The sequence below is a fragment of the Georhizobium sp. MAB10 genome, from assembly GCF_045012825.1.
Taxonomy (GTDB): Bacteria; Pseudomonadota; Alphaproteobacteria; order Rhizobiales; family Rhizobiaceae; genus Georhizobium; species Georhizobium profundi.
The window spans coordinates 485388-511362 of the sequence record NZ_CP118314.1 but is presented as its reverse complement, the minus strand read 5'-3'; the positions used below and the strand labels follow the sequence as shown (position 1 = coordinate 511362).

20 protein-coding genes are annotated in these 25975 nt (G+C 63.4%); 12 read left to right on the top strand and 8 right to left on the bottom strand.

What is annotated here, in order from left to right; all coding sequences use genetic code 11:
* Positions 1-248: 248 nt before the first annotated feature.
* From PU133_RS02285 to trxA, 12 genes are all read left to right on the top strand, one after another.
* Positions 249-962, top strand: coding sequence for a response regulator transcription factor (locus tag PU133_RS02285; RefSeq protein WP_205665505.1), 714 nt, complete (start codon positions 249-251; stop codon positions 960-962).
* A gap of 47 nt (positions 963-1009) precedes the next feature.
* On the top strand, positions 1010-2800 hold the full coding sequence (locus PU133_RS02280) for a stimulus-sensing domain-containing protein (RefSeq protein ID WP_404863338.1): 1791 nt from the start codon (positions 1010-1012) through the stop codon (positions 2798-2800).
* 5 nt (positions 2801-2805) lie between these two features.
* Entirely contained in the window at positions 2806-3249 is a 444-nt protein-coding gene (locus PU133_RS02275; protein ID WP_404864412.1) for an HPr kinase/phosphorylase, read from the top strand.
* A gap of 143 nt (positions 3250-3392) precedes the next feature.
* On the top strand, positions 3393-3794 hold the full coding sequence (locus tag PU133_RS02270; RefSeq protein ID WP_126007326.1) for a PTS sugar transporter subunit IIA: 402 nt from the start codon (positions 3393-3395) through the stop codon (positions 3792-3794).
* Between the two features lies 1 nt (position 3795).
* The gene (locus PU133_RS02265) at positions 3796-4083 is read left to right on the top strand and encodes an HPr family phosphocarrier protein (RefSeq protein WP_126007324.1); all 288 of its coding nucleotides are present in this window, start codon (positions 3796-3798) and stop codon (positions 4081-4083) included.
* Positions 4084-4230: 147 nt separating this feature from the next.
* Positions 4231-5655 (top strand): adenosylhomocysteinase, encoded by a 1425-nt coding sequence (gene ahcY, locus PU133_RS02260; protein WP_404863337.1) that lies wholly within the window; start codon positions 4231-4233, stop codon positions 5653-5655.
* Positions 5656-5880: 225 nt separating this feature from the next.
* Positions 5881-8427 carry an ATP-binding protein gene (locus PU133_RS02255; RefSeq protein WP_404863336.1) on the top strand — a complete coding sequence of 849 codons (2547 nt, stop codon included), beginning with the start codon at positions 5881-5883 and terminating at the stop codon, positions 8425-8427.
* Between the two features lie 12 nt (positions 8428-8439).
* Positions 8440-9963, top strand: a complete 1524-nt coding sequence (gene tsaE, locus PU133_RS02250; protein ID WP_404863335.1) for a tRNA (adenosine(37)-N6)-threonylcarbamoyltransferase complex ATPase subunit type 1 TsaE — start codon at positions 8440-8442, stop codon at positions 9961-9963.
* Complete coding sequence (locus PU133_RS02245) at positions 9947-10687, top strand: nucleotidyltransferase family protein (protein ID WP_404863334.1); 741 nt, start codon at positions 9947-9949, stop codon at positions 10685-10687. The genes tsaE and PU133_RS02245 overlap by 17 nt, the downstream gene beginning before the upstream one ends.
* A 13-nt stretch (positions 10688-10700) precedes the next feature.
* Positions 10701-13871, top strand: a complete 3171-nt coding sequence (gene addB, locus PU133_RS02240; protein ID WP_404863333.1) for a double-strand break repair protein AddB — start codon at positions 10701-10703, stop codon at positions 13869-13871.
* Positions 13868-17401 carry a double-strand break repair helicase AddA gene (addA, locus tag PU133_RS02235; RefSeq protein ID WP_404863332.1) on the top strand — a complete coding sequence of 1178 codons (3534 nt, stop codon included), beginning with the start codon at positions 13868-13870 and terminating at the stop codon, positions 17399-17401. Before addB ends, addA begins: the two co-directional genes overlap by 4 nt.
* 74 nt (positions 17402-17475) lie before the next feature.
* Entirely contained in the window at positions 17476-17799 is a 324-nt protein-coding gene (gene trxA, locus PU133_RS02230) for a thioredoxin (protein WP_126007312.1), read from the top strand.
* A gap of 60 nt (positions 17800-17859) precedes the next feature.
* Here the strand turns inward: trxA and PU133_RS02225 are convergent, their stop codons facing one another.
* The 8 genes from PU133_RS02225 to PU133_RS02190 all read right to left on the bottom strand — a co-directional run bounded on the left by PU133_RS02225 (position 17860) and on the right by PU133_RS02190 (position 25964).
* Positions 17860-19203: a bifunctional folylpolyglutamate synthase/dihydrofolate synthase gene (locus PU133_RS02225; RefSeq protein ID WP_404863331.1), complete on the bottom strand. Its 1344-nt coding sequence runs from the start codon at positions 19201-19203 to the stop codon at positions 17860-17862.
* Positions 19204-19234: 31 nt separating this feature from the next.
* Positions 19235-20242, bottom strand: coding sequence for an acetyl-CoA carboxylase, carboxyltransferase subunit beta (accD, locus tag PU133_RS02220; protein WP_126007308.1), 1008 nt, complete (start codon positions 20240-20242; stop codon positions 19235-19237).
* 102 nt (positions 20243-20344) lie between these two features.
* Positions 20345-21184, bottom strand: coding sequence for a tryptophan synthase subunit alpha (trpA, locus tag PU133_RS02215; RefSeq protein ID WP_404863330.1), 840 nt, complete (start codon positions 21182-21184; stop codon positions 20345-20347).
* 7 nt (positions 21185-21191) lie between these two features.
* Complete coding sequence (gene trpB / locus PU133_RS02210) at positions 21192-22412, bottom strand: tryptophan synthase subunit beta (protein ID WP_126007304.1); 1221 nt, start codon at positions 22410-22412, stop codon at positions 21192-21194.
* Positions 22409-23098 carry a phosphoribosylanthranilate isomerase gene (locus PU133_RS02205; protein WP_404864411.1) on the bottom strand — a complete coding sequence of 230 codons (690 nt, stop codon included), beginning with the start codon at positions 23096-23098 and terminating at the stop codon, positions 22409-22411. Before PU133_RS02205 ends, trpB begins: the two co-directional genes overlap by 4 nt.
* A 52-nt stretch (positions 23099-23150) precedes the next feature.
* Complete coding sequence (locus PU133_RS02200; RefSeq protein WP_404863329.1) at positions 23151-23915, bottom strand: M48 family metallopeptidase; 765 nt, start codon at positions 23913-23915, stop codon at positions 23151-23153.
* Positions 23916-24065: 150 nt separating this feature from the next.
* Complete coding sequence (locus tag PU133_RS02195) at positions 24066-24515, bottom strand: DUF2852 domain-containing protein (RefSeq protein ID WP_404863328.1); 450 nt, start codon at positions 24513-24515, stop codon at positions 24066-24068.
* A gap of 147 nt (positions 24516-24662) precedes the next feature.
* On the bottom strand, positions 24663-25964 hold the full coding sequence (locus PU133_RS02190) for a polyhydroxyalkanoate depolymerase (protein WP_126007298.1): 1302 nt from the start codon (positions 25962-25964) through the stop codon (positions 24663-24665).
* Between the last annotated feature and the right edge of the window lie 11 nt (positions 25965-25975).

The following is a 25975-nucleotide window of genomic DNA, read 5'->3' as shown; positions in this document are numbered from 1 at the left end:
CACAGTTTAAATCGTTTGTATCGCTCGTTGTTCATCCCCACGATCTGCAGTGCGGCACTGCCCGCATGAAAAGCCGCGGGTGACATGCGAGTGCGGGCGTGCCACACTTTGTTCTTACTTCATACCCATGTAGCGCAGACGGTTGGTTTGCGCGTGTGTGGCGCGCGGCGAGCCGCGGGGCGGGTGGGGCTTCGAGCAACCTGAAATCAGCCTAAGGGACGCGCCGGATGTCAACGGAGACTTTGCCAATGCAGACCATCGCGCTTGTCGATGATGACCGGAATATCTTGACCTCCGTATCGATCGCGCTCGAATCGGAAGGATACCGCGTCGAGACCTATACCGACGGGGCATCCGCGCTGGATGGACTATTGGCCCGGCCACCGCAGCTTGCGATCTTCGATATCAAGATGCCGCGCATGGATGGCATGGAGCTGCTGCGCCGCCTGCGCCAGAAGTCCGACATCCCCGTCATCTTTCTCACTTCCAAGGATGAGGAAATCGACGAGCTCTTCGGCTTGAAGATGGGCGCCGACGATTTCATCACCAAGCCCTTCTCCCAGAGGCTTCTGGTCGAGCGCGTCCGCGCAGTTTTGCGCCGCGCAAGCAGCCGCGAGCTCGCCGCCGCCGCAAAGCCCGGACAAGTCACGTCGAAGACGCTGGAGCGCGGCTCGCTAATCATGGATCAGGAACGGCATACCTGCACGTGGAAGAACGAGCCCGTAACGCTGACCGTCACGGAGTTTCTGATCCTCCAGTCGCTCGCCCAGCGCCCCGGCGTTGTGAAAAGTCGCGACGCATTGATGGATGCCGCCTATGATGAGCAGGTCTATGTGGATGATCGCACCATCGACAGCCACATCAAGCGCTTGCGCAAGAAGTTCAAAATGGTCGATGACGGTTTCGACATGATCGAAACGCTTTACGGCGTCGGCTACCGCTTCCGCGAAACGCCTGCCTGACATCGTTGAGATCTGGGGGGCGAGGATGAAAGGCACGACGACCGGCCATGGTCGCTGAAACGCAGCAAGGCGGCACCAGACCGTCCGGGGCGACCGCCAGGCCGCGCCGCGCTGCCCCGCGACCATTCAGCCTGCCCTTCACGCTGATCCGGCGCGTTTTTGGCAATATCGTCTTTTCGAGCCTCACCAGGCGCATCCTCTTTCTGAACCTCGCCGGTCTGCTCGTCCTCGTCTTCGGCATTCTTTATCTCAACCAGTTCCGCGAAGGCCTGATCGACGCGCGTGTCGAAAGTCTTCTAACACAGGGTGAGATCATCGCCGGCGCGATTGCCGGTTCGGCAACAGTCGAGACCAATTCGATCACCATCGATCCGGAGAAGCTGCTCGAATTGCAGGCCGGCGAGAGCATTGCGCCCAATTCGCTGGATGAGAACCTCGATTTTCCCATCAATCCAGAACGCGTGGCACCGGTGCTTCGACGGCTGATTTCGCCGACGCGCACCCGTGCACGCATCTATGACGGCGAAGCCAACCTCATCCTGGATTCCCGCTTCCTCTATTCGAGCGGTCAGGTGCTGCGCTACGACCTGCCACCGGTTTCGCCCGATGATGAAGGCTTTTTCGCCCGCATCGGCAATGGCGTGAACCGTCTCCTCCAGCAGCGCAATCTGCCGACCTATCGCGAAGAGCCGGGTGGAGACGGATCCATTTATCCCGAAGTCGTCAATGCGTTGACCGGTGGGCGCGGCGCCGTGGTGCGCGTCACCGACCAGGGCGAGTTGATCGTGTCCGTCGCCGTGCCGGTGCAGCGCTTCCGTGCGGTCCTTGGCGTGCTGCTTCTGTCCACGCAGGCCGGCGATATCGACAAGATCGTTCATGCCGAGCGGCTGGCGATCGTGCGCATCTTCGCCGTGGCGGCCACCGTTTCCATCGTCCTTTCCCTGCTGCTCGCCAGCACCATCGGCAACCCGCTGCGCCGTCTTTCCGCCGCGGCGGTGCGCGTCAAGCGTGGGGCCCGGGCACGCGAGGAAATCCCGGACTTTTCCGATCGACAGGATGAGATCGGCAACCTGTCGGTCGCACTCCGCGACATGACGAATGCACTTTATGATCGCATGGACGCCATCGAGCGCTTCGCCGCCGATGTCAGCCACGAGCTCAAGAACCCGCTGACCTCGTTGCGGAGTGCGGTGGAGACATTGCCGCTTGCGCGCACAGAGGAGAACAAGCAACGTCTCCTGGAGATCATCCAGCACGACGTGCGCCGGCTGGATCGCCTGATCAGCGACATTTCGGACGCTTCGCGGCTGGATGCCGAACTTGCGCGCCAGGACGCGTCGCGAGTGGATTTGGTGAAGTTGTTGACCGAACTGGTCGAGCTTGCCCGCCATGCCCATGCCAATGCCAAGCAGGTCCGCATCGACCTTGCGGTCAAACTCGATCAGGCCCAGCGCAATGCGGCGATAGTGCACGGCCACGATCTGCGCCTCGGTCAGGTGGTCACGAACCTCATCGAGAATGCCCGGTCGTTCGTGCCGGAACAGGATGGGCGGATCTTGGTGACCATTGACCGCAAGGGCGACTGGTATCGGGTGACCGTGGAAGACAACGGGCCCGGCATCCAGGCCGAAGATATCGACCGAATCTTCGAGCGCTTCTATACGGACCGCCCGGCAGGCGAGGATTTCGGCCAGAATTCCGGCTTGGGATTGTCGATCAGCCGCCAGATCGTCGAAGTTCACGGCGGTTCGCTGACAGCCGAGAACATGCGTGACACAGAGGACGGTCCGATCAAGGGCGCTCGCTTCCTGATCCGCCTGCCTGCCGAACCGCGTTGAGCGCAGTGGACGCCGCCGCCGTCAACATTCATGCAACGGCTGTCGTCGTGGGAGAAGTCGGCCTGCTCATCACCGGCCCTTCAGGCTCTGGTAAGAGCGCATTGGCGCTGGCCATTATCAATGCCTGTTCCTCACACGGCACATTCGCGAGGCTGGTCGCCGATGATCGGGTCTGGATCACCGTGAAGGCTGGCCGCGTGATCGCGAGCGCGCCCGCACCGATCGCCGGACTGATCGAGATACGCGGAACGGGCGTCGTTCCGCTTCCGCATGTTCAAAGTGCCGTCCTGCACCATGTGCTGGCGCCGCTGGGCCCCGAGCGGGTGCCGGAAGAGGCCCGAATGACGTTCCAGGACGGCGTCTCGCTCCCGATCCATCCTCTCAGATACGGCGAGCCGGCCGTTGCGATTGCAACCCTTGCGACATCTTTGGGCCTATTTGGGTCGTAGCCGGTAACGATTCAGCCATTCGACGGCTCTATGTGACTTTTTTGCGCTTGCACTCGCGCCGTCGCTCGACAAGATTTGCGCCGACGCTCCGGGGCATGTGATGCGTGCCGCGATAATGAAAGAATGACGGGAGCCCTCATTTGATGATCGGTTTGGTGCTTGTCACCCACGGCAAGCTTGCGGAAGAGTTCAAGCATGCGCTCGAGCATGTTGTCGGCCCGCAAGCGTCGGTGGAGACCGTCTGTATCGGTCCTGACGACGATATGGATCAGCGCCGCCTCGATATCGTCGACGCCGTCGGCCGAGCAGACAATGGGTCGGGCGTCATCATTTTGACCGACATGTTCGGTGGAACGCCTTCCAATCTCTCGATTTCGGTCATGGATGGCGGACGGATCGAAGTCATCGCCGGGGTCAACCTGCCGATGCTGATCAAGCTTGCCGGCGTTCGGGTCGATGGCAACATGGAAAGGGCGCTCGAAGAGGCGCAGGATGCGGGCCGGAAGTACATCAATGTCGCGAGCCGTATCCTCAGTGGCAAATGATATGAGCACCATCGACCAGCCGTTGAAGCGAACGCTGTCGATCGTGAACAAGCGCGGCCTGCATGCGCGCGCCTCCGCAAAATTCGTCCAGACCGTCGAGCGTTTCGACGCCGAGATCGTCGTCAGCAAGGACGGCGTCAGCGTCGGCGGAACCTCGATCATGGGCCTGATGATGCTGGCGGCCAGCCCCGGCTGTGAAATCGCGGTCGAAGCCAGCGGCCCCGAAGCCGCACAGGCTCTGGAAGCTCTGGCGGATCTCGTCGCCGACCGCTTTGGCGAAGAGTGCTGATCCCGTTTCAGCGCATAACGACATAAAGAAATCTTTATATGTGAGTTGATGGGGGCGCCGATCCCTGATATGGGGCGCCCATGACGCTATTTTGCCGTCACTGGGCTTGCACGCATGCGAGCCTTCGACGCGCTTTCGGAGATGACGATGAGCACAGCCATCAAGACGCAGTCTGCCCAGGGTGACGATTTCCTCGTTGCCGACATGTCGCTTGCAGCCTACGGCCGCAAGGAAATCACCATTGCCGAAACTGAGATGCCAGGCCTGATGGCTTGCCGCGAGGAATTCGGCGAGAGCAAGCCTTTGAAGGGCGCCCGCATCACGGGTTCGCTTCACATGACGATCCAGACGGCGGTGCTGATCGAGACGCTCACGGCTCTCGGCGCCGAAGTCCGCTGGGCATCGTGCAACATCTTCTCGACGCAGGATCATGCCGCAGCAGCGATCGCCGCAACCGGCGTTCCGGTCTTCGCCGTCAAGGGTGAGACGCTCGAAGAATACTGGAACTATACCGACCGCATCTTCCAGTGGACCGATGGCGGCACCTCCAACATGATCCTCGACGATGGCGGCGATGCGACCATGTACATCCTGCTCGGCGCCCGCGCTGAAGCCGGCGAGGACGTGCTTTCAAACCCGGGTTCGGAAGAAGAAGAGATCCTGTTCGCGCAGATCAAGAAGCGCCTCGCCGCCACGCCGGGTTTCTTTGCCCGCCAGCGCGACGCCATCAAGGGCGTGACGGAAGAGACCACCACCGGCGTCAACCGCCTCTACCAGCTGCAGAAGAAGGGCCTGCTGCCCTTCCCCGCGATCAACGTCAACGACAGCGTCACCAAGTCGAAATTCGACAACAAGTACGGCTGCAAGGAATCGCTGGTCGACGGTATCCGCCGCGCCACCGACGTCATGATGGCCGGCAAGGTCGCCGTCGTCTGCGGCTATGGCGATGTGGGCAAAGGCTCGGCTGCCTCGCTCAAGGGCGCCGGCGCTCGCGTCAAGGTCACGGAAGTCGACCCGATCTGCGCACTGCAGGCTGCCATGGACGGCTTCGAGGTCGTCACGCTCGAGGATGTCGCCTCGACGGCCGACATCTTCATCACGACCACCGGCAACAAAGACGTCATCCGTCTCGAGCATATGCGCGAGATGAAGGACATGGCGATCGTCGGCAATATCGGCCATTTCGACAACGAAATTCAGGTCACTGCGCTCAAGAACTTCAAGTGGGACAACATCAAGCCCCAGGTCGACATGATCGAGTTCCCGGGCGGCAAGCGGATGATCCTTCTTTCGGAAGGTCGCCTTCTCAACCTTGGCAATGCGACGGGTCACCCGTCCTTCGTCATGTCGGCCTCGTTCACCAACCAGGTCTTGGCACAGATCGAACTCTACGCGCGTGGCGAGCAGTATCAGAACGAAGTCTACGTTCTGCCCAAGCACCTCGACGAGAAGGTCGCCAAGCTCCATCTCGCCAAGCTCGGCGCGACGCTTTCGGAGCTGTCATCCGAGCAGGCCGACTATATCGGCGTGTCGCAGACCGGCCCGTTCAAGCCGGAACACTACCGCTACTGATCCTCAGTCTCCCGACCTGAGCCGATCAAGGCCGCGCCTTCCAAAGGGCGCGGCCTTACTTTTTGGTGCTCCGGCCTTTTCGGCGATTCAGCGAAAAGGTACCCTCGACCATACGATTCGCGCGCGCTTCATGGGGACAACTGGGGCGCCGCGACGGGTCCCGCGTGATGGGGCTCTTTCATTTCAGTGGAAGGCCGGTCCACCGGGCTGCGGAGAGGACGACGAATGTCGGGGTCTGACGGGACACAAAGTGCGCCTGACGATGGGAGTGCGGATGACGGAACACGACCGGCCGCATCGCGCGGATACTTGCGCAAACCGATCTGGACAAGCTCTTTCGCCGGTAGCTCCGCATTGATCGTGGCGCCGGATCTGGCGTTTGCGGCGGAAGCGATCCCGCTCCCCTTCGGTTGGGCGCTGTCATCCATCGATGTCGTCGGTGGCGCAACGGTCATCGGCGCGGTCTCTGCCGCGCTTCTGTCTGCCATCTGGCTCATCCGCGAAAAGGCAAAGATCGAAGCCGAGAATGTCGAGCTGAAGGTCCGGCTCGGCGATGCCACCACACAGATCGACCGCTACGACGCGCTGATCGTCGACAAGGATCGCCGGATCATCGTCTGGGACGGCGATGACAACTCCGCCGTTCTTCTCGGAGACCTGCCGACCGAAGCGGGAGCACCGGAGACTCGCGCGGCTTTCCTCGCTTTCGGACGCTGGCTGGAGGCGAAGTCCGCCGCGTCGCTCGAAAACGCCGTCGATCTTCTGCGTGCCCGTGGCGAGACGTTCGACGTGGTGATCGAAACCCAGCGCGGTCAGCTGCTCGAGGCGCAAGGTCGGGTTTCCGGTGGCCGCGCCTTCGTGCGGTTCCTCGCACTGGGCGACCTGCGGGCAGAACTCGCATCGCTGAAGGCCGAGCGTGACCGCCTGGCCGCGACGATGGAAACGATCCAGAACGTGCTGGATGCCATCGACCAACCGTTCTGGGTGCGCATGGCCGATGGCCGGCTTCTGTGGGTCAACAGCGCCTACGCCCATGCCGTCGAGGCCGTGGATGGCGAGGATGCGGTGCGGCGCGAACTCGAATTGATCGGCACGCACCAGCGCGAACGCATCCGCATGGCCGCGACGCCCGACCGGCCCTTCGCCGACAAATTGTCGACCGTGGTGCGCGGCAACCGGACGATCTATGACGTCGTGGAAGCGCGCTCGACGATGGGCGTGGCCGGCATGGCGAGCGACATCAGCGATGTCGAGGCCGTGCGCGAAGAACTTGCCCGCACGCTCCGTAGCCATTCCGAGACGCTCGATCATCTGGCGACGGCCGTCGCGATCTTCGATCGCGAACAGCGCCTGCAGTTCTACAACCAGGCGTTCCAGAAGCTGTTCGGGCTCGAAACGCCCTTCCTGGAGACGCGGCCGGGCAACGCGGAATTCCTGGAGCGCCTGCGGGTCGACGGGAAGTTGCCGGAACAGCACTCCTGGCGCGACTGGAAGGACCAGATGCTCGCCGTCTATCAGAGCGTCGAGCCGCAGCAGAACTTCTGGTACCTGCCGGATGGCCGCACGCTGAACGTGTTCGCGACGGCGCACCCACAGGGCGGCGCCACCTGGGTCTTCGAAAATCTCACCGAGCAGGTCGATCTGGAGCAGCGCTACAACACGCTCGTGAAGGTGCAGGGCGAGACCATCGATCATCTTGCCGAAGCGGTGTGTGTGTTCGGTGCCGATGGCCGGCTGAAGCTGTCGAACCCCGCCTTCCGCGTTCTCTGGGGCATCGGCGAAGCCGAGGCGCAGCCCGGCACGCATATCAGCACCATCACGCGTGTTTGTGAGCCGGCTTATCCTGAAGACGATGGCTGGCGCAATTTCTCGGCCATCATCACCAGTCTGGATGAAGAGCGCCGCAGCTATTCCGGCCGCTTCGATCTCAAGACAGGGCTGATCCTCGATTACGCCGTCGTGCCGCTGCCAAACGCGCAGACCATGCTCACCTTCGTTAACGTGACGGATGGCGCGCGCGTCGAAAAGGCGTTGACCGAGAAGAACGACGCGCTGCGCAAGGCGGACGCGCTGAAGAACGACTTCGTCAAGCACGTCTCCTACGAGTTGCGCACCCCTCTTACCAACATCATCGGTTTCGCCGACCTGCTTCGTACCGAAACGACGGGGCCGCTCAATCCGAAGCAGGCCGAGTATGTGGAGCACATCGCGACCTCTTCCTCCGTGCTTCTGATGATCGTGAACGACATCCTGGATCTTGCCACGGTCGACGCCGGCATCATGACGCTGGAGCGCACCGAAATCGACATTGCCGAACTTCTCGACGAGGCGGCGAGCCTGATGAGCGATCGGCTGAAGGAAGGGGATCTGACGCTCGCCGTCGACGCCCCCGCCCATCCGGGCACCTTCGTCGCCGATCGGCAGAGGGTTCGCCAGATCCTCTCCAAGCTCCTGAGCAATGCCGCGAATTTCGCGCCGGAGGGATCGCAGATCCAGTTGCGTTGCCGCCGCGAGGCTGGCGATATCGTTTTCTCGGTGTCCGACCAGGGTCCCGGCATCCCCGCGCACATGCTGCAGACGATCTTTTCGCGGTTCGAGAGCCATGGCTCGGGCGGTCGTCGTCGTGGCGCCGGCCTCGGTCTCTCCATCGTCGACAGCTTCGTCAGCCTGCATGACGGCCGCGTCGAGGTGGACAGCGTCGAAGGACGCGGCACGACGATCATCTGCCGCCTGCCCGCCGGAAGCCGGCTCGAAACCGTGGCAGCGGAATAGAGAAGCAGGCGCATGGGCGAAAGGCTCCTTCATCTCGCCGACCAACGGGCGACCGAACGGCTCGCCGAAGACATCGCGGTCATGCTGCGAGCCGGCGACGTACTTGCGCTGTCGGGCGAACTGGGCGCCGGCAAATCCACCTTCGCGCGCGCCCTGATCCGCGCGGTTGCGGACGATCCTGATCTCGACGTGCCGAGCCCGACCTTTACGCTCGTTCAATCCTACGAGCTGCGCCTGACGATCGCGCATTTCGATCTCTACCGCATCACGGACCCCGATGAACTCGCCGAACTCGGTTTCGACGAAGCCGTCGCGACCGGTGTCGTGCTGGTCGAGTGGCCTGAGCGCGCAGGAAATATGCTTCCGGAACGTGCCATCCATCTGACGATCGCGGAAGGCGAAACGGCCGACGCGCGAACCGTGCACATCCGGGCTCCCGACCAGACTATCGCACGGATCGATCGGACGCTGGCGGCGCGGGCCTTCCTCGATGCATCGGGCTTTGAAGGGGTTCAGCGACGCTTCCTGCTCGGAGACGCTTCGAGCCGGGCCTATGAACGTCTGGTCGCCGATGGCGCCTCACCGTTCATCCTGATGAACGCCCCCGCCCAGCCCGATGGACCCATCATCCGCGATGGCAAGCCTTATTCGCGCATTGCGCATCTCGCTGAGGACGTTCGACCCTTCGTCGCCATGGCGAAATGGCTGAAGAGCAAAGGTTTCAGCGCGCCCGACATCCGAGCTGACGACCTGGAGCAGGGTTTCCTCATCGTCGAGAACCTTGGATCGGAAGGTTTGTTGGACCCGTCGGGCGCTCCGATCGAGGAACGCTACACTGCCGCCGTCGAGGCCCTCGCGCAGCTGCACGTTACCCCCGTTCCCGGTGCCCTGCCCGTCGGCAGCGAGACATACCATTTGCCGGCTTATGATCTTGGCGCGATGCAGATCGAAGTCGAGCTTCTGGTGGACTGGTATCTGGCGCATGAGCGCGGAACGCCGCCCTCTGCCACCGAGCGGGAGGACTACATCACCCTCTGGCGCCAAGCGATCGCCTCGCTGGAGGGCAGCGAAGCTCATGTCGTCCTGCGCGACTACCATTCGCCCAACCTGATCTGGCGCGGCGATCGCGAAGGCGTCGACAGGCTCGGCATCATCGACTTTCAGGACGCGATGCTGGGACCGACGGCTTACGATGTGGCGTCGATCGTGCAGGATGCCCGCGTCACGATCGAAAAGCCGATGGCGGATCGGTTGGTCGCTGCCTATGTCGCGGCGCGGCACGGCCTGGGGCCGTTCGATGAGCCCGCATTCCGCAGGGCGCTTGCCCTGATGCAGGCGCAGCGCGGCTCGAAGATCCTTGGCATTTTCATCCGCCTCAAGCAGCGGGACGGCAAGCCGGGCTATCTTCGCCATCTGCCGCGCATGCGCAGCTATGTGGCCGAAGCGCTGCGCCACCCCGATCTGGCGGAACTGCGGTCGTGGTACGAGACCGCAGGCGTTTTCGGTCCAGGTGCAGGCGATGACCAACAGGCTTGAAAAGCGCGCGATGATCCTGGCAGCCGGGCTCGGCACGCGCCTGCGTCCGCTGACTTTAACCACGCCGAAGCCGCTCGTGCCTGTCGCAGGGCGGCCTATGATCGACTATCTCATCGATCTCCTCAAGGCTGATGGCGTCGACCAGGTCGTCGTCAACGTCCATCATCTCGCCGATCAAATGGAAGCGCATCTTGCGCCGCTCACGCCTTGGGTGTCGATTTCAGACGAGCGAGACCACCTGATGGATTCCGGTGGCGGCGTGGTGAAGGCTGCCCACCTGCTCGGCAAGGCGCCCGTCCTTCTTCTCAATGCCGACAGTTTCTGGCTCGAGCCGAGCGATGCGAACGACACCAACATCGCCCGTCTCTGGTCTGCCTTCGACCCGGACACGATGGACATGCTGATGCTCACGGCCGAACCGAGCCAGAGCACCGGTCACGAAAAGGCCGGCGGCGATTTCGTTATGCAGGCCAATGGCCGGCTGTCCCGCTACCGCGAGGGACTGGCCGATCCGCTGATCTATTGCGGCGCAATGATCCTGCATCCGCGATTGCTAGGCGATGCTCCGCGCGAACCGTTCTCGTTGAACCGGTTTTTCGACGCGGCGATAGCAGCGGGCCGGCTGCATGGAATCCGGCTAAGGGGTCACTGGTTGACGGTGGGCACACCCGAAGCAATCGGCGCGGCCGAAGCCGTCATTGCGGATTTTTCTGCCACGCGCTGATATGGCTGCAACCATGCAGAAGCGTCTCTTCACGATTCCCCCCGGTGCGCCGCTCCTGCGCATCCTCGCCGAGAGCCTTTGTGCCGGCGATCTCGTGCCGGGTTTCCGCTATGAGCCGAACGATCCGCTGTCGCTGGCGCGCGCGACGATTTACCTCCCCACAAGGCGCGCCGTGCGGTCGTTGCGCTCCGAATTCGTCGATGTCGTCGGAACGGGCAGCGCCATCCTGCCGACGTTGAAGGCGCTCGGCGAGCTGGATGAGGATGGCGGCTTTTTCGATGCCGAGATGCCCGCGACACTCGATCTCGCGCCCCCGATCGGCTCCGTCGAGGCGGTGTTGGAGCTCGCAAGCCTCGTTGAACGCTGGAAATCGGCACTGCCGGCAGCCCTTGGCGACGGCCGCTTCGATTCGCTGGTCGTGCCGGCAACGCCCGCCGATGCGGTGTGGTTGGCGCGCGATCTGCGCGATCTCATCGATGCAATGGGCACGCATGGCGGCGACTGGGCGGCGCTCGATGCGCTGGAGGCGGCGGATTTCGGCACCTGGTGGCAGCTCACGCTCGAATTCATGAAGATCGCCCGCAGCTTCTGGCCAGCGCGGCTTGGAGAACTCAGCCGTTCCGATCCGGCGCTGCACCGCAACGCAGCGATGTCGGCCGAAATCGCGCGCATGCTTGCCAATCCGCCAGACGGGCCCGTCATCGTCGCCGGGTCGACCGGCTCGATCCCGGCGACGGCAGACCTCATTGCCGCCATTGCGACGCTGGAGCACGGCGCCGTCATCTTTCCCGGCCTCGATCTCGGCATTGCGGATGACATCTGGCCGCTGGTCGGCGGAGAGGCCGGGCTGTTGTCCGACCCGGCGGTCGCAGCGCATCCTCAATTTGGTCTCAGCCGTCTCCTCGACCGGCTCGACGCTGCGCGTGAGATGGTGACGCCGCTCGGCGATATATCCGACACGATCGCCGCGCGGAACCGGCTGGTTTCAACGGCGCTTCTGCCCGCCCAGGCCACCGATCACTGGCACGGGGTCGGCGCGGTCGATCCTGCCGCCTTCGCAGGCGTGACGGTCATCGAAGCAGGCGGCGAACGCGAAGAAGCGACGGCGCTGGCCGTGGCGATGCGGCTGGCGGCGGAAAATCCGAAACAGCGCGTGGCGCTCGTCACCCCGGATCGCAATCTGGCGCGCCGCGTGTCGATCGAGCTTCGCCGTTTTGGCGTCGAAGCCAACGACTCCGGCGGCTTGCCGCTGTCCTCGACGCCCCAGGGCACGTTGCTGCGGCTCTTGCTCGATACCGTCATGGAACCCGGCGATCCGGTCGCGCTGACGGCGCTGCTCGGCCATCCGTTGGCCCGCTTCGGCATGGAGCTTGATGAAAAGCGCCGGGCAGCCAGCATCTTCGAGCGCATTGCCCTGCGTGGCACGCTTGGCGATGTCGATGTCACCGCGTTGACGGCGCTGCTGGATGCGGAGGCTGCGACCCGGTCGGAGCGCCGACACCAGCCTGCATGGCGACGTCGCATCTCCGATGAGGACATTGCGGCCGCCCGCGTGATGACGCAGCGGGTGGAAGCCGCGGTGGCGCCGCTTGCCGGCCGCTTCGCACGCTTCTTGACCAGCCGCCGCGCCGATGCCGCTCCTGGACGGCTGACGATTGCGCAATGGGCGGAGTTGACCGCGCGGGTGCTGGAAGGCGTCGCTGCCGATGATCAGGGCGAACTCGGCAATCTCTGGGGCGGCGAGGCGGGGAGCAAACTGGCAGGACTTTTTGCCGATCTCATCGCGGCGCGTGCTGAAATCTCTGCGGACGGCACCGACTGGGCTGATATTGCAGCCGCGTTTCTCGCCGGCGAGATCGTGAAGCCGGATGTGACGGCTCACCCGCGCATCTTCATCTGGGGCGCGCTCGAGGCGCGGCTGCAGGATGTCGACACGCTGCTGCTCGCTGGCTTGAACGAAGGCTCTTGGCCGCAGCGGCCGGGCCAGGATCCGTTTCTGTCGCGGCCGATGAAGGCGTCGATCGGGCTCGAGCCGCCCGAACGCAGGATTGGTCTTGCTGCCCATGACTTCCAGATGGCGCTCGGCGCTGAAAATGTCGTCCTCAGCCGCTCGACCCGGTCCGGCGGTGCGCCGACCGTCGCTTCGCGCTGGCTGCAGCGCCTGCTTGCGGTTGCCGGTGAGACCGAGGCCACTGCGATGCGTCTGCGTGGCGCGGAGATTCTTGCCCAGGCAGCGCTTCTCGATCACCGCGAGCCCGTGCCGCAGGCATCGCGGCCGGAACCGCGTCCGCCTGTCGAAGCCCAGCCCAAGCGCTACTCTTTCAGCGAAGTGAAGACGCTGCGGCGCGATCCCTACGCGATCTATGCCCGCAAGGTGCTGCGTCTCGACCCGCTCGCCGAGCTCATTCGCGATCCGGGCGTGGCGGAGCGGGGAACGCTCTATCACGAAATTTTGGAAACCTTCATCAGCCGCTGCCCCGACATCGATCATCCCGATGCCGATCTGCTGCTGGAAAGCGTTGCCGACGAGTGCTTCGCCGCCCAGCGCCTGCCGCATCATGTCGAGGTCCTGTGGCGCCCGCGCTTCGATCACGTGGCGCGCCACTGGCTCGAATGGGAGCGGCAGCGAAACGGAGAGATTGCCGAGCGCCATACGGAGCTGCACGCGGAGATCCCGGTTCGGCAGACCGGCGTGCTTTTGTCCGGCATAGCCGACCGCGTGGATCTGCGCGAAGATGGCACCGTCGATATCATCGATTTCAAGTCGGGCACGGAGCCGTCGCGCAAGCAGGCGCGCAGTCTTCTCGATCCGCAATTGCCGCTTGAAGCCGCAGCCCTTCTCGATGGTGGCTTCAAGCGCGTCGGCCCACGAACCCCGAACTCACTGAAATATGTGCGCCTCAAGCCTTCCGACCGATTGCTGGTCGATGAGTTGGAGGGCAAGGACCGCCGCAGTGCCAATTCCGCCGATGACGGGACCCATATGAGCGCGGCCGATCTCGGCATGCAGTCGCTCGATCGGTTAGCCGGCTTCATAGCTGTGCTCCAAACCGGCCGGCGTGGGTTCGCTTCACGCATCATTCCCGCCAAGGCCCGCGACTATGGAGGCGAGTACGACCATCTCGCGCGTGTCGCCGAGTGGGCCAATGGCGACGCGGACGATGAAGAGGGAGGTGAAGCATGAGCGAGCCGGAGACCCTCTACGATCTCAATTGGACCTCACGGCAGCAGGCGCGCGCCTCCGATCCTCGCGCGTCCGCCTGGGTGGCGGCGAATGCCGGCTCGGGCAAAACACATGTGCTGGCCGAGCGCGTGATCCGGCTGCTTCTCGCCGGCGCACGTCCCTCGGGCATTCTGTGCCTCACCTATACCAAGGCTGCGGCGGCCGAGATGTCGAACCGCGTCTTTTCGCGCCTGTCGAAATGGACGTCCTTATCCGACGAAGCGTTGGCAACGGAGTTGCACAAGCTGGAAGGGCAGATGCCCGATGCGATCAAGCTCGGCGCGGCACGCCGTCTCTTTGCAAGAGCGCTTGAGACCCCCGGCGGCCTGAAAATCCAGACCATCCACGCATTCTGCGAGGCGCTACTGCACCAGTTTCCGCTGGAAGCCAACGTTGCCGCGCATTTCGAGGTGATGGATGACGGCGAATCCGCCACGCTTCTTGCCGAGGCCCGCCGCTCCCTGCTGAGCGCGACGACGATCGAGACCGAGGAGCATCTCGCCGCTGGCTTCCAGCGCATCCTGGAAGCCGTCGGCGAGTTCGGGCTGGATGAATTGCTGGACAGCCTGATCCGCCAGCGAACGCTGGTCGGCCGTTTCCACGATGCGGCCCGTGCCGGCGCGGGCATCGACACGGAACTGTACAGGCGAACCGGAATCGATCCCCACGAGACGGAAGAGGCGATCGCGGGGCACGCCTGGCCGCTGGAAGCCTTTCCTGCCCATCTGCTTGATCTGTTCGACAGCGTCGCCCGCTCCGGTAAGGCCGCTTCGCCGAAGAAGTTCGTCGAGAATTTGAAGTCCGCAGCACTACAGGCGCCCACCGAGCGTTATGCGGCTCTGGTCCAGTGTTTCCTGACCAAGGACGGCTCGCCGCGTTCCACCCGCAATATCGCGAGCGCGGACATCACCGCCGCGATCCCCGACATCGAAGAGCGACTGGCGTCCGCCGCAGCGCAGGTCTTGGCGGTGAAGGATCGCCTCGCCCTTTGGCGCATGCTCGAATTGACCAAAGCTGCGCATGTTCTGGCCGCGCGTCTGCTCTCGGACTACGACCGGCTGAAGCGCCAGCGCGGCCGGCTGGATTTCGACGATCTGGTCGAGCGCGCGACCGCGCTTCTCAGCGAAAAGGGGGCGAGCGCCTGGGTCCATTACAAGCTGGACCAGGGTATCGACCACATTCTGGTGGACGAGGCGCAAGATACGAGCCCTCGGCAGTGGGCAATCGTTGGGCGACTGGCCGAGGAATTCTTTGCCGGCGAAGAACAGCAGCGGGTCCCGCGTACCCTCTTTGCCGTGGGCGACGAGAAGCAGTCGATCTATTCCTTTCAAGGCGCGCGGCCCGAGCGGTTCCGCGAAGAGGGACGGCATGCGGCAAGCCGAGCGACGGCGTCGGCCCGGCAATTCGAGACCGTGGCGCTGCGTCAATCATTCCGATCCACGGCGGATGTTCTGGATGCGGTGGACGCTGTTTTCGCCGAAGCCGATCACAAGCGCGGGCTCGGCGCCGACGACGAACTGATCAAGCACAGCACGGCGCGGGGCGGTGATATCGGACGGGTCGATCTCTGGGAGATGATCGGCAAGGAAAAGCGCCTCGACGACGAGGACTGGACCGCACCCTTCGACGACACGCCGGAAAGCGATCCCAAGGCGCAGCTCGCACGCCGCGTCGCTGGCACGATCCGCCAGTGGGTCGGGCGCGAGACGATCATGACCAAGAAGGGGCGACGCCCCATCGCTGCGGGTGATATCCTCGTGCTGGTCCGCAAGCGTGACGGCTTCGTCAACGCACTGTCGCGGGAGTTGAAGAAGAGCCCGACAGTGCCGATTGCCGGCGCCGATCGGCTGAAGCTCGCCGATCATATTGCGGTGAAGGACCTGGTCGCGCTCGGTCGTGCGATCGTGTTGCCGGACGACGATCTCGCCCTTGCGGCAGCGCTGAAATCGCCGCTGTTCGGTCTCTCGGAAGACGATCTGTTTGCGCTTTGCCACGCGCGCCCCGGCAACCGTGGTGTCTTCGATGCCCTGCGCGAGCACGCCGACCGGCAGGTCGCGCCGTTTGATCGCGCATTTGCGCGACTTGAGCATTGGCGGCAGACCGCGCGCGACCTGTCGGTGCATGATTTCTATGCCGAACTGCTCGGTCCCGGCGGCGTGCGAGCGGATTTCTTGGCGCGGCTCGGCCACGAAGCAGCGGATCTGCTGGATGAGTTCCTGTCCTTTGCGCTGGACCATGAACGCACCGGCCTGCCCGGCCTCGAGGCTTTTCTTGCAGTGCTGGAGGCTCAGTCGCCTGAGATCAAGCGGGAGATGGAGCAGGGACGCGACGAGGTGCGCGTGATGACCGTGCACGCCTCCAAGGGTCTCGAAGCGCCGATCGTGTTTCTGGTCGATTCCGGCGGTGCGGCGGTGCAGGCAACGCATGTCCCGAAACTACGCGAAATGGTAGGCGAGGGGCCACAGCTGATCCTCTGGGTGCCCGGCAAGGACTACGAGAACAGCGTGACGCGGGCGATCAGGCAGTCGCTCGAAGCCTCCGCCGAAGAAGAATATCGCCGCCTGCTCTATGTCGGGCTGACTCGCGCCGCCGACCGTCTGGTCGTTTGCGGCTATCACGGCATCAACGCGCCAAGCGGAGCGCACTGGCATTCGATGGTCGCGAGCGCGCTATCGAAGAGCGAAAAGGCGCGACAGATCGAGTTCTCAGCCGGCGATCAGCAGTGGGCCGGGTTGAGTTTCGGCGGCGAATTGGAGCCGGTGACCCATAAGGATGCGGAGGTATCGTCCGCTTCGGACGCCTTGCGCGACCTGCCTCTGGTGCTACAGCGGCCCCTACCGTCGCCCGCACGCCCGCCGCGACCGCTCGTTCCATCCGGTGCCAGCGCCATCATCGACGGCGCCAGCGAGGGCGGATCCGTGCGCTCGCCGCTCTTCGATCGGTCGGACAGCGCCGGCAAGGGCGCAGCCGAAGGACTTGAGCGCGGCCGCATGATGCACCGCATGCTGCAGATGCTGCCGGCGATCGAGGCGGAAGACCGCGAAGCCGCAGCCTATCGCTATATCGAGCGTGCCGCGCCGCATCTGGACGAGGAAGCGGCGAGTGGGTTGGCTGCCGAGGCGCTTTCCATCCTGGATGATCCGCAATTCGCTGAGGTGTTCGCGTCGGGCAGCCGGGCTGAGGTCTCCGTCATGGGCACCGTGCGGCTGAGTGGGCGCGATCACGTCGTATCCGGCCGGCTTGACCGCATGGTGGTGCTTCCCGATCGGGTTCTAATCGTCGACTACAAGACGAACAGGCCGGCAATCGAGCGCCTTGAGGATGTGTCTTTCGCTCATCGCGCGCAGATGGCGCTTTATCGCGACCTGATCGCGCCGCTTTATCCCGGCCGGCACATCTCCGCCGCGTTGGTGTATACGCAGGCGCCGTCCATCATCGCCCTTCCGAACAGCGTGCTTGAAGCGGCGATTGCCGAACTCACGACAAAATGAGATACCGCACGTTGAAAGCTTGGGCGCCGATGCGCACATTGAGCTCAACGAAAACGCGATGAAGGAGTGCCTTGATGGCAACCGTCACAGTCGACAAGACGAATTTCCAGGCCGAGGTTCTCGACAGCGCAGAGCCGGTCGTGGTCGATTTCTGGGCCGAATGGTGCGGCCCCTGCAAGATGATCGCACCGAGCCTGGAAGAGATCTCCAATGAGATGGCCGGCCGCGTGAAGGTCGCCAAGCTGAACATCGACGACAATCCGGAACTGGCAGCCCAGTACGGCGTGCGCTCGATCCCGACGCTCGCCATGTTCAAGGGCGGCGAAGTTGCCGACATCAAGGTTGGCGCATCGCCGAAGACGGCCCTGTCATCCTGGATTTCCGGCGCCGTTTCCTGATCTCAGGAATATTGAAGTCTTCGATGCCCGGTTCGAAAGAGCCGGGCATTTTTCGTGTCATCAGTCCGGAAGCGTGCCGTTGAGTTCAAGCGCTTCGCCAACAAGATAGAGGGAGCCACCGATCAGCACGCGCGGCGCGATCTCTCCACCTGCGAGACCACCGATACGGTCGAGCGCATCGACGATGTCCGAAACTGGCTCTGCCGTGAGGCCCGCATCGATCGCGTCGTCGGCGAGCACCAGCGGATCGAGGCCCGCATCCGAATTGGCGATGGCGACGGTGAAGACCGACTTTGCCAAACCCTTGAACGCACTGAAATAGCCGATCGGGTCTTTCGTCGAGAGCATGCCGACGACGAGATAAAGTGGCCGAGGATTGCGTTCTTCCAGCGTGGCGAAGGCTTCGGCGATCACCTGGCCCGCGCCAGGATTGTGCCCGCCATCTAGCCAGAGCTCGCTGCCCTTCGGAAGTGAGTCCAGCAGATGGCCTTCGGTCAGTCGCTGCATGCGCCCGGCCCATTTGACGCTCGTCAGCCCTTTTTCGATTGCATCATTGTCGACGGGGAAGCCTGCGGCTTTCACCGCCCGAATGGCAGCGCCCGCATTGGCGTATTGATGCCGCCCGACGAGCCGCGGCAGCGGCAGGTCGACGAGACCGAATTCATCCTGGTAGACGAGCCGGCCATGCTCCTCATGGGCGAAGAAATCCTGCCCGAAAATCGTGGTCGGGCAGCCTTGCCGCTCGGCAATCGCGACGAGCGTCTCGCGTGCCGCATCCTCTTCCTGATGGCCGATGACGACGGCGCAGCCGCGCTTCATGATACCGGCCTTTTCCGCGGCAATGAGTTCCACGCGGTCGCCGAGATAGGCCTGATGGTCGAGCGAGATCGGCATGATCAGCGAAACCGCGGGCTTGGCGATCACATTCGTCGCATCGAAGCGGCCACCGAGACCAACCTCGATGATAGCCACATCGGCCGGATGTTCGGAGAAGAGAACGAAGGTCACGGCCGTGAGGATCTCGAATACCGTGATCGTCGCGCCGCCATTGGCTTCGGCAACGCGGCGCACCGCATCGGCGAGAACGGCGTCATCGACCAGCGCGCCGGGTTCGCCGTCCTGTCCGGCCATGCGGTAGCGCTCGTGCCAGCGCACAAGATGCGGCGATGTATGGACATGAACGCGAAGCCCAGCGGCTTCGAGGATCGCGCGGCAGAAGGCGGATGCCGAGCCCTTGCCGTTGGTGCCGGCGATATGGATGACCGGGGGCAGCCTGTCTTGTGGGTTGCCGAGCTTGTCGAGCAACGCGCGAATGCGGTCGAGCGACAGATCGAAGCCCTTGGGATGAAGGCTGAGAAGCTTGTCGATTTCCTGGGCTGCGGTCTCAGCCGGTGCCGTCGTCATGAATGCACTCCTCGGGCGTCCGGCGGGCGGCTCAGTTTGCCGCCGGCGTGGCCTCACGGCGCGCGTCGACCAACGGGGGCTTCGCCCGTGTGCCGGGATCATCCAGGATCTGCACGATCGGGTCGCTGCCGCCGGTGCCGTTGAGCGTGATGCCGTTACCGGTCGCCGAGGCCTCCGGCTTTTCGAGCGCCGGTTGGTTGAGCATCATGCGCAAGAGCCGTCCGACGGTCGACGGAATGTCGTGGCGGTGGGTGACCATGTCGACCATGCCGTGTTCGAGCAGGTACTCCGAAGTCTGGAAGCCTTCCGGCAGCTGCTCGCGAATGGTCTGCAGAATGACGCGGCGGCCGGCGAAACCGATCTCGGCGCCCGGCTCGGCAAGATGAACGTCTCCGAGCATGGCGTAGGAGGCAGAAACGCCGCCCGTCGTCGGGTTCGTGAGAACGACGATGTAGGGAAGGCCTGCCTCTTTCAGCATTTCGACAGCAACCGTCGTGCGGGGCAGCTGCATCAGCGACAGGATGCCTTCCTGCATGCGGGCGCCGCCCGAGGCCGGGAACATCACCAGCGGGCAGTGGCGCTTTACGGCCGTCTCGAAGGCGGCGATGATCGCCTCACCAGCGGCGACGCCGAGCGAGCCTGCGATGAAGTTGAAATCGTGCACGCAGGCGACGGTCTCGATACCGCTGACCTTACCGATGCCTGCGACGATCGCGTCGTCGAGCTCGGTCTTCGTCCGATGCTCGCGCAGCCGGTCGACATACTTCTTCGTGTCGCGGAATTTGAGCGGGTCCTGCGGCACCTTGGGCGCCGGAATAAGCTCATACGCGCCATCGTCGAAGAAATAGCCGAGCCTGGCCTTGGCCGAGATCTTCATGTGGTATCCCGAGGACGGGATGACCCACTGATTGCTCTCGAGATCCTTGTGAAAGACCATCTCGCCGGTTTCCGGACACTTGATCCAGAGGTTCTCGGCGACCTCGCGGCGACCGAACATGGAGTTGATCTTCGGCCGGACGTAGTTGGTGATCCAGTTCAAGCGAATGGCTCCTGAAGTCTAGAGCGTTTCCAGGTGAAGTGGATACCGGTTCACCGTCGGAGACGCGACAAATTACGCGAAGTCGCTTCCGATATGGGAAGCCTATTCGGCCGCGTCCAGACGCGCGGTGCGCACGCCGGTCGAAAGACCGCGCACCAGTGTGGCGACGCTCTCGACGGTGTCTGCACTTGCGCGACCTTGTGCGTCCAATGTGTTCGCAATCTGGTTGACGATCGCCGTGCCGACGACGACGCCGTCGGCCGCCATGCCGATCCGGCGCGCATGCTCGGCCGTTTTCACGCCGAAACCGACGCAGACGGGCAGATCCGTATGCTGCTTGATGCGGGTGACAGCCTCACCGATGCCCGAGGGATCGGGCAACGCCGAGCCGGTGATGCCGTTCATCGACACGTAATAGACGAAGCCTGACGTGTTGCGCAGCACCATAGGCAGGCGCTTGGCATCCGTCGTCGGTGTGGCCAGGCGAATGAAATTGACGTCCTTTGCGAGCGCCGGCAGGCAAAGCTCGTCGTCCATTTCCGGCGGCAGATCGACCACGATCAACCCGTCGATGCCCGCTTCGAGCGCATCGTCCAGGAAGCGCTCGACGCCGTAGCGGTAGATCGGATTATAATAGCCCATCAGCACGATCGGCGTCTTCTGGTCGGTTTCGCGAAACGCGCGGGCGAGATCGATCGTCTTCGCCAGCGTCTGGCCGGCATCGAGCGCACGGCGTCCCGCCATCTGGATCGCCGGGCCATCCGCCATAGGATCGGAAAACGGCATGCCGAGTTCGATGATGTCCGCACCGGCGCGCGGCAGCGCCTTCATGATGTCGAGCGAGGTCTGGTAGTCCGGGTCACCGCCCATGAAATAGGTAACGAGCGCCGGGCGCCCCTCAGCCTTCAGATCGGCAAACCGTTGGTCCATGCGTGCGGTCATTGCGTCCTCAAAGCTCCACGCCAAGGGCCTTGGCGGCGGTGAATACGTCCTTGTCGCCGCGCCCGCACAGATTCATGACGATGATCTGCTCCTTGTCCATCTTCGGCGCCCGCTTCATCACTTCGGCCAGCGCGTGGGAGGGTTCCAGCGCCGGGATGATGCCTTCGACGCGGGTGAGGAACTGGAACGCATCCAGCGCCTCGCGGTCCGTGATGGCAACGTACTCGACGCGGCCGCTGTCCTTCAGCCAGGAATGCTCCGGGCCAATGCCGGGATAATCGAGGCCGGCGGAAATCGAATGACCTTCCTCGATCTGCCCGTCATTGTCCTGCAGCAGATAGGTGCGGTTGCCGTGCAGCACGCCCGGCGCACCGGCCGTCAGCGAAGCGCAGTGCTCGTTCGTGTCGAGGCCCTTGCCGCCCGCTTCGACACCGACGATCTGAACCGTCGGATCGTCGAGGAACGGGTGGAACAGGCCAATCGCGTTCGATCCGCCGCCGACGGCAGCGACCAGCATGTCGGGAAGGCGACCTTCGCGCTCCTGCATCTGTTCGCGCGTTTCGCGCCCGATCACCGATTGGAAGTCGCGCACCATTTCCGGGTAGGGGTGCGGTCCGGCCGCGGTTCCGATGAGGTAATAGGTGCTGTCGACATTGGTGACCCAGTCACGCAACGCCTCGTTCATCGCATCCTTGAGCGTGCCGTTGCCCGACGTGACGGGGCGGACTTCGGCGCCGAGAAGCTTCATGCGGAAGACGTTCGGTGCCTGCCGCTCGATGTCGGTTGCGCCCATATAGACAATGCAGGGCAGGTTAAAGCGTGCGGCAACCGTTGCCGTTGCCACACCGTGTTGGCCGGCACCGGTCTCGGCGATGATGCGCGTCTTGCCCATCCGCTTGGCGAGCAGGATCTGGCCGACGCAATTGTTGATCTTGTGGCTGCCCGTGTGATTCAGCTCGTCGCGCTTGAAGTAGATCTTCGCGCCGCCGAGTTCTTCCGTCATCCGCTCAGCGAAATAGAGCGGGCTCGGACGACCGATATAATGGGTGTTCAGCCAGTCGAGCTCCTGCTTGAAGGCTGGATCGGTCTTGGCATTGGTCCAGTGGTCCTGCAAGTCCAGGATCAGAGGCATCAGCGTTTCGGCGACGAAGCGCCCGCCGAAAATGCCGAAACGACCGTCCTCGTCCGGGCCTGCCCGGAAGGAATTCGGCTTCAGAAGCTGGTTCATGAGAAACTCCCTTGCCCGACCTCAGCCGGACTGCGCGCGCCATGTCCGCGCTCATCGACCGTTCGGAGAAACTGCGAGATCAGTTGAGCGTCCTTTACGCCCGGAGCGCTTTCGACACCAGAGGATACGTCGAGCGCGCGGGCATGTGTCACGCTCAGCGCATCGTCGACATTGCCGATCGTGATGCCACCGGAAAGCATGTAATCGACGCTTTCGTCAAGCGCGGCAAGAAGCCGCCAATCGAAGCTGACGCCGTTGCCGCCCGGGAGTTTCGATCCCGCCGGCGCCTTGGCGTCGAGAAGCAGCCGGTCGGCCACCGATCGGTAGGCGAGCGCCGCTTCGACGTCACCGGCGTCGCGGATCGAACAGGCCTTGATCAAGGGCAGACCGTAGCGCGCCTTGACCGCACGCACGCGCTCGGGGCTTTCCTTGCCGTGAAGCTGGAGAACGTCCGGCTCCATGATCGACACGATCTCGTCCAGCTGAGCGTCGTCGGCATCGACCGTGACGGCAACCGCAAGCGCGCGGCCACGCGCCGGGGCTCGCAACGCACGAGCCGCTTCGACGCTCACATGCCGTGGGCTTGGCGGAAAGAAAATGAAGCCGATATGGCTCGCACCGCCGTCGAGCGCTGCCCTGACTGCGGTGTCGTCGGAAAGGCCACAGATTTTGACCTGGATGTCCATCGCGGTCAGGTGCCACGAAAAGGCGCCGGAGTCGAGGCCGGCGGGGTGTCGTTCACGCGCCGAAGTCGACCGCGTGTAGAAGCGTGCCATGCCGTTTCAGCCAGGCCCGAGCAGCATCGGTTTCGGCGCAGAGCGCGCGACAGGTCGACCAGAACTGCGGACCGTGGTTCATCTCGGCGAGATGCGCCACTTCATGGGCAGCGAGATAGTCGATGACATGCGGTGGCGCCATGACGATGCGCCAGGAAAAGGCGAGGTTGCCGTCCGATGTACATGAACCCCAGCGCGAGCGGGTGTCCTTGATCGTGATCCTTCCTGGGCGCTTTTTCAGTGTTCCGGCATGGCGAGCGACCGCTTCGGTTAGATCTTGCCGTGCTTCCTTCTTGAGAAAATCGCGGATGCGGCGCGACAGATGTTCGGGCTCACCGCCGACATCGAGAAAGGCCTGGCCATTTTCGACGACAGATGCGGTGCGGCCTCGCACCTTTCCCGTTGCGCGGATCACATGGTCCAAGCCGCGCAGGCTGATCTGACCGCCATCGACGATCGATGACCCGGCCGGATAGCGGGCAAGCCGCGTCATCAGCCACCCTTGCTGGCGTTCGATGAAGCGGTCGATCTCGCTCGCCGGGACGCCCGGCGGCACGGTGACCTTCAAAGCGCGACCACCCGGCTCGATGCGCAATGTCAGGCGCGTGCTGCGGCCATGCTCTGCGATGACGAGAGGCAGAACGCGATCATGCACCCGCACCTCGCGAAGCGCTTGTCGAGGCTTTGGCTTGCGGCCGCGCAACAATGGGGAAAGCGCCTTGAACATGTTGTCCAGTCTAGATGATTCGTGCAGAGCGGGGCCTTCAAAAGAGAAACGGCGCCCCGCTTTCGCGAGGCGCCGCAGACGCGGTGTTACGGTCTTGTCACCGGATGGGGCAGGGGAAGCTTGAACCGAATGAGGCGACCGTCTTCTCGGTTACGCCGCGTCGATCGTCGGACCGCTGCGCTCGCCGGATGTGGTGCGGCGGTAAGCCATAAAGCGATCGAACTCTTCCTGATCCTTTGCGCGGCGCAGCTCGCGGGCATAATCCTCGAACTCGTCCCGCATGGCTTCCAGGCGCGCGCGCTCCTCATCGAGACGCTTCAGCTCAGCCGAGCGCCAGTCGTCGAAGGCAACGTTGCCGGTCGGTGTGCGTGCGGTGCCGGTTGCCCGCGAGAATGTCGAAAACATGCTGTCTGTCGCCTTGTTTACATCGCGCTTCAGTGCCGGAAGCCTGTCGCCCCAGATGATGTAGGCGAGCATGGCCAGGCCCAGCGGCCAGAAAACGATGAAACCGAGCACCATCAGCGCGATGGTCGCGGGCGTCCATTCAGGCCGGATCACCGGCTTGCTGGCCGAAGCGGCATGCACATGGGAAGTGGTCATCTCTTTCCTCGTCGTTGTGTAAGAGCGGCACCTTTGCCGCCCCTTCACTTCGAGTTGGGGAAAAGATTGTGGCGGTTCAAGAACACGCCCCTGCGAATCCGCTAACTATCGAAAGACGTTATCGACTTTCGTCAAGAAGGCGGGGTCTCAGCTTGTCTTGCCGCCCTGGATGACCTTGCGCACGGGCGATTTCGTCTTCGCGGCAGCTGCCTTGCGGTTGGCAGCGGAATGGGTGCGCATGAAATCGAGAATGCGCGGCGCGATCTCCGCCCGATAACGCGAGCCGTTGAACACGCCGTAATGGCCGACCTTCGGCTGCATGTAGTGGTGGCGCATCGTGTCGGGAATGTTGCTGCACAGCGTCTGCGCTGCCTCGGTCTGGCCGATGCCCGAAATGTCGTCGTTCTCGCCCTCGATGGTGAGAAGCGCCACGTTGCGGATCTGGCTGCAATCCACGCGCTCGGCGCGGTGCATCATCTCGCCCTTCGGCAGCGCGTGCTTGATGAACACGGTATCAACCGTCTGCAGGTAGAATTCCGCCGTCAGGTCCATCACGGCGAGATACTCGTCGTAGAATTCGCGGTGCTTTTCGGCCGAATCGCCGTCGTTCTGCACCATGTGCCAGAAGAAGTCCTTCTGCGCGTTCATGTGCTTGTCGAGGTTCATCGACATGAATCCCGACAGCTGCAGGAAGCCCGGATAGACATCGCGCCCGAAGCCCGGATGCGGCCACGGCACCTGCATGACGACATTGTCGGCAAACCAGGAGAGCGGCTTGTCCTGCGCCAGCTGGTTGACGGCGGTGGGGTTACGGCGCGTGTCGATCGGGCCACCCATCAGCGTCATCGAGGACGGCGCCATCGTATCGCCGCGCGCTTCCATCAGCGCCACAGCCGCAAGCACCGGTACCGACGGCTGGCAGACCGCCATCATATGGGTATCCGGTCCGAGCGCATGCAGCATCGAGATGACGTAGTCGATATAGTCGTCGAGATCGAAATGCCCTTCGGTGACCGGCACCATCCGGGCGTCGATCCAATCTGTTATATAGACCTCGGCCTTGGGCAGCAGCGCTTCCACCGTGCCGCGCAGCAGCGTCGCGTAATGTCCCGACATCGGCGCCACGATGAGGATCTTGGGATCAGGGCGGTGATTGGCCGGCAGCGCGCGTTCGAAGTGAATGAGATTGCAGAATGGGCGCGACCAGACGACCTTCTCGTGTACCGAGACGCGTCCGGTGTTGAGGCTGGTCGTCTTCAAGCCGAATTCCGGCTTGCCGTAGCGACGGGTGGTGCGCTCGAACACTTCCATGCCGCCAGCGACGGCGCGCCCGAATGCAGTGTGCGACAGCGGATTGAGCGGGTTCTGATAGGCGATCTTCATCGCATCCGCGGCGGCACGCCATGGCGCAACAGCAGCGTGGCCCATTTCGTAGAACTGATAGAACATTGGCGAGAGCC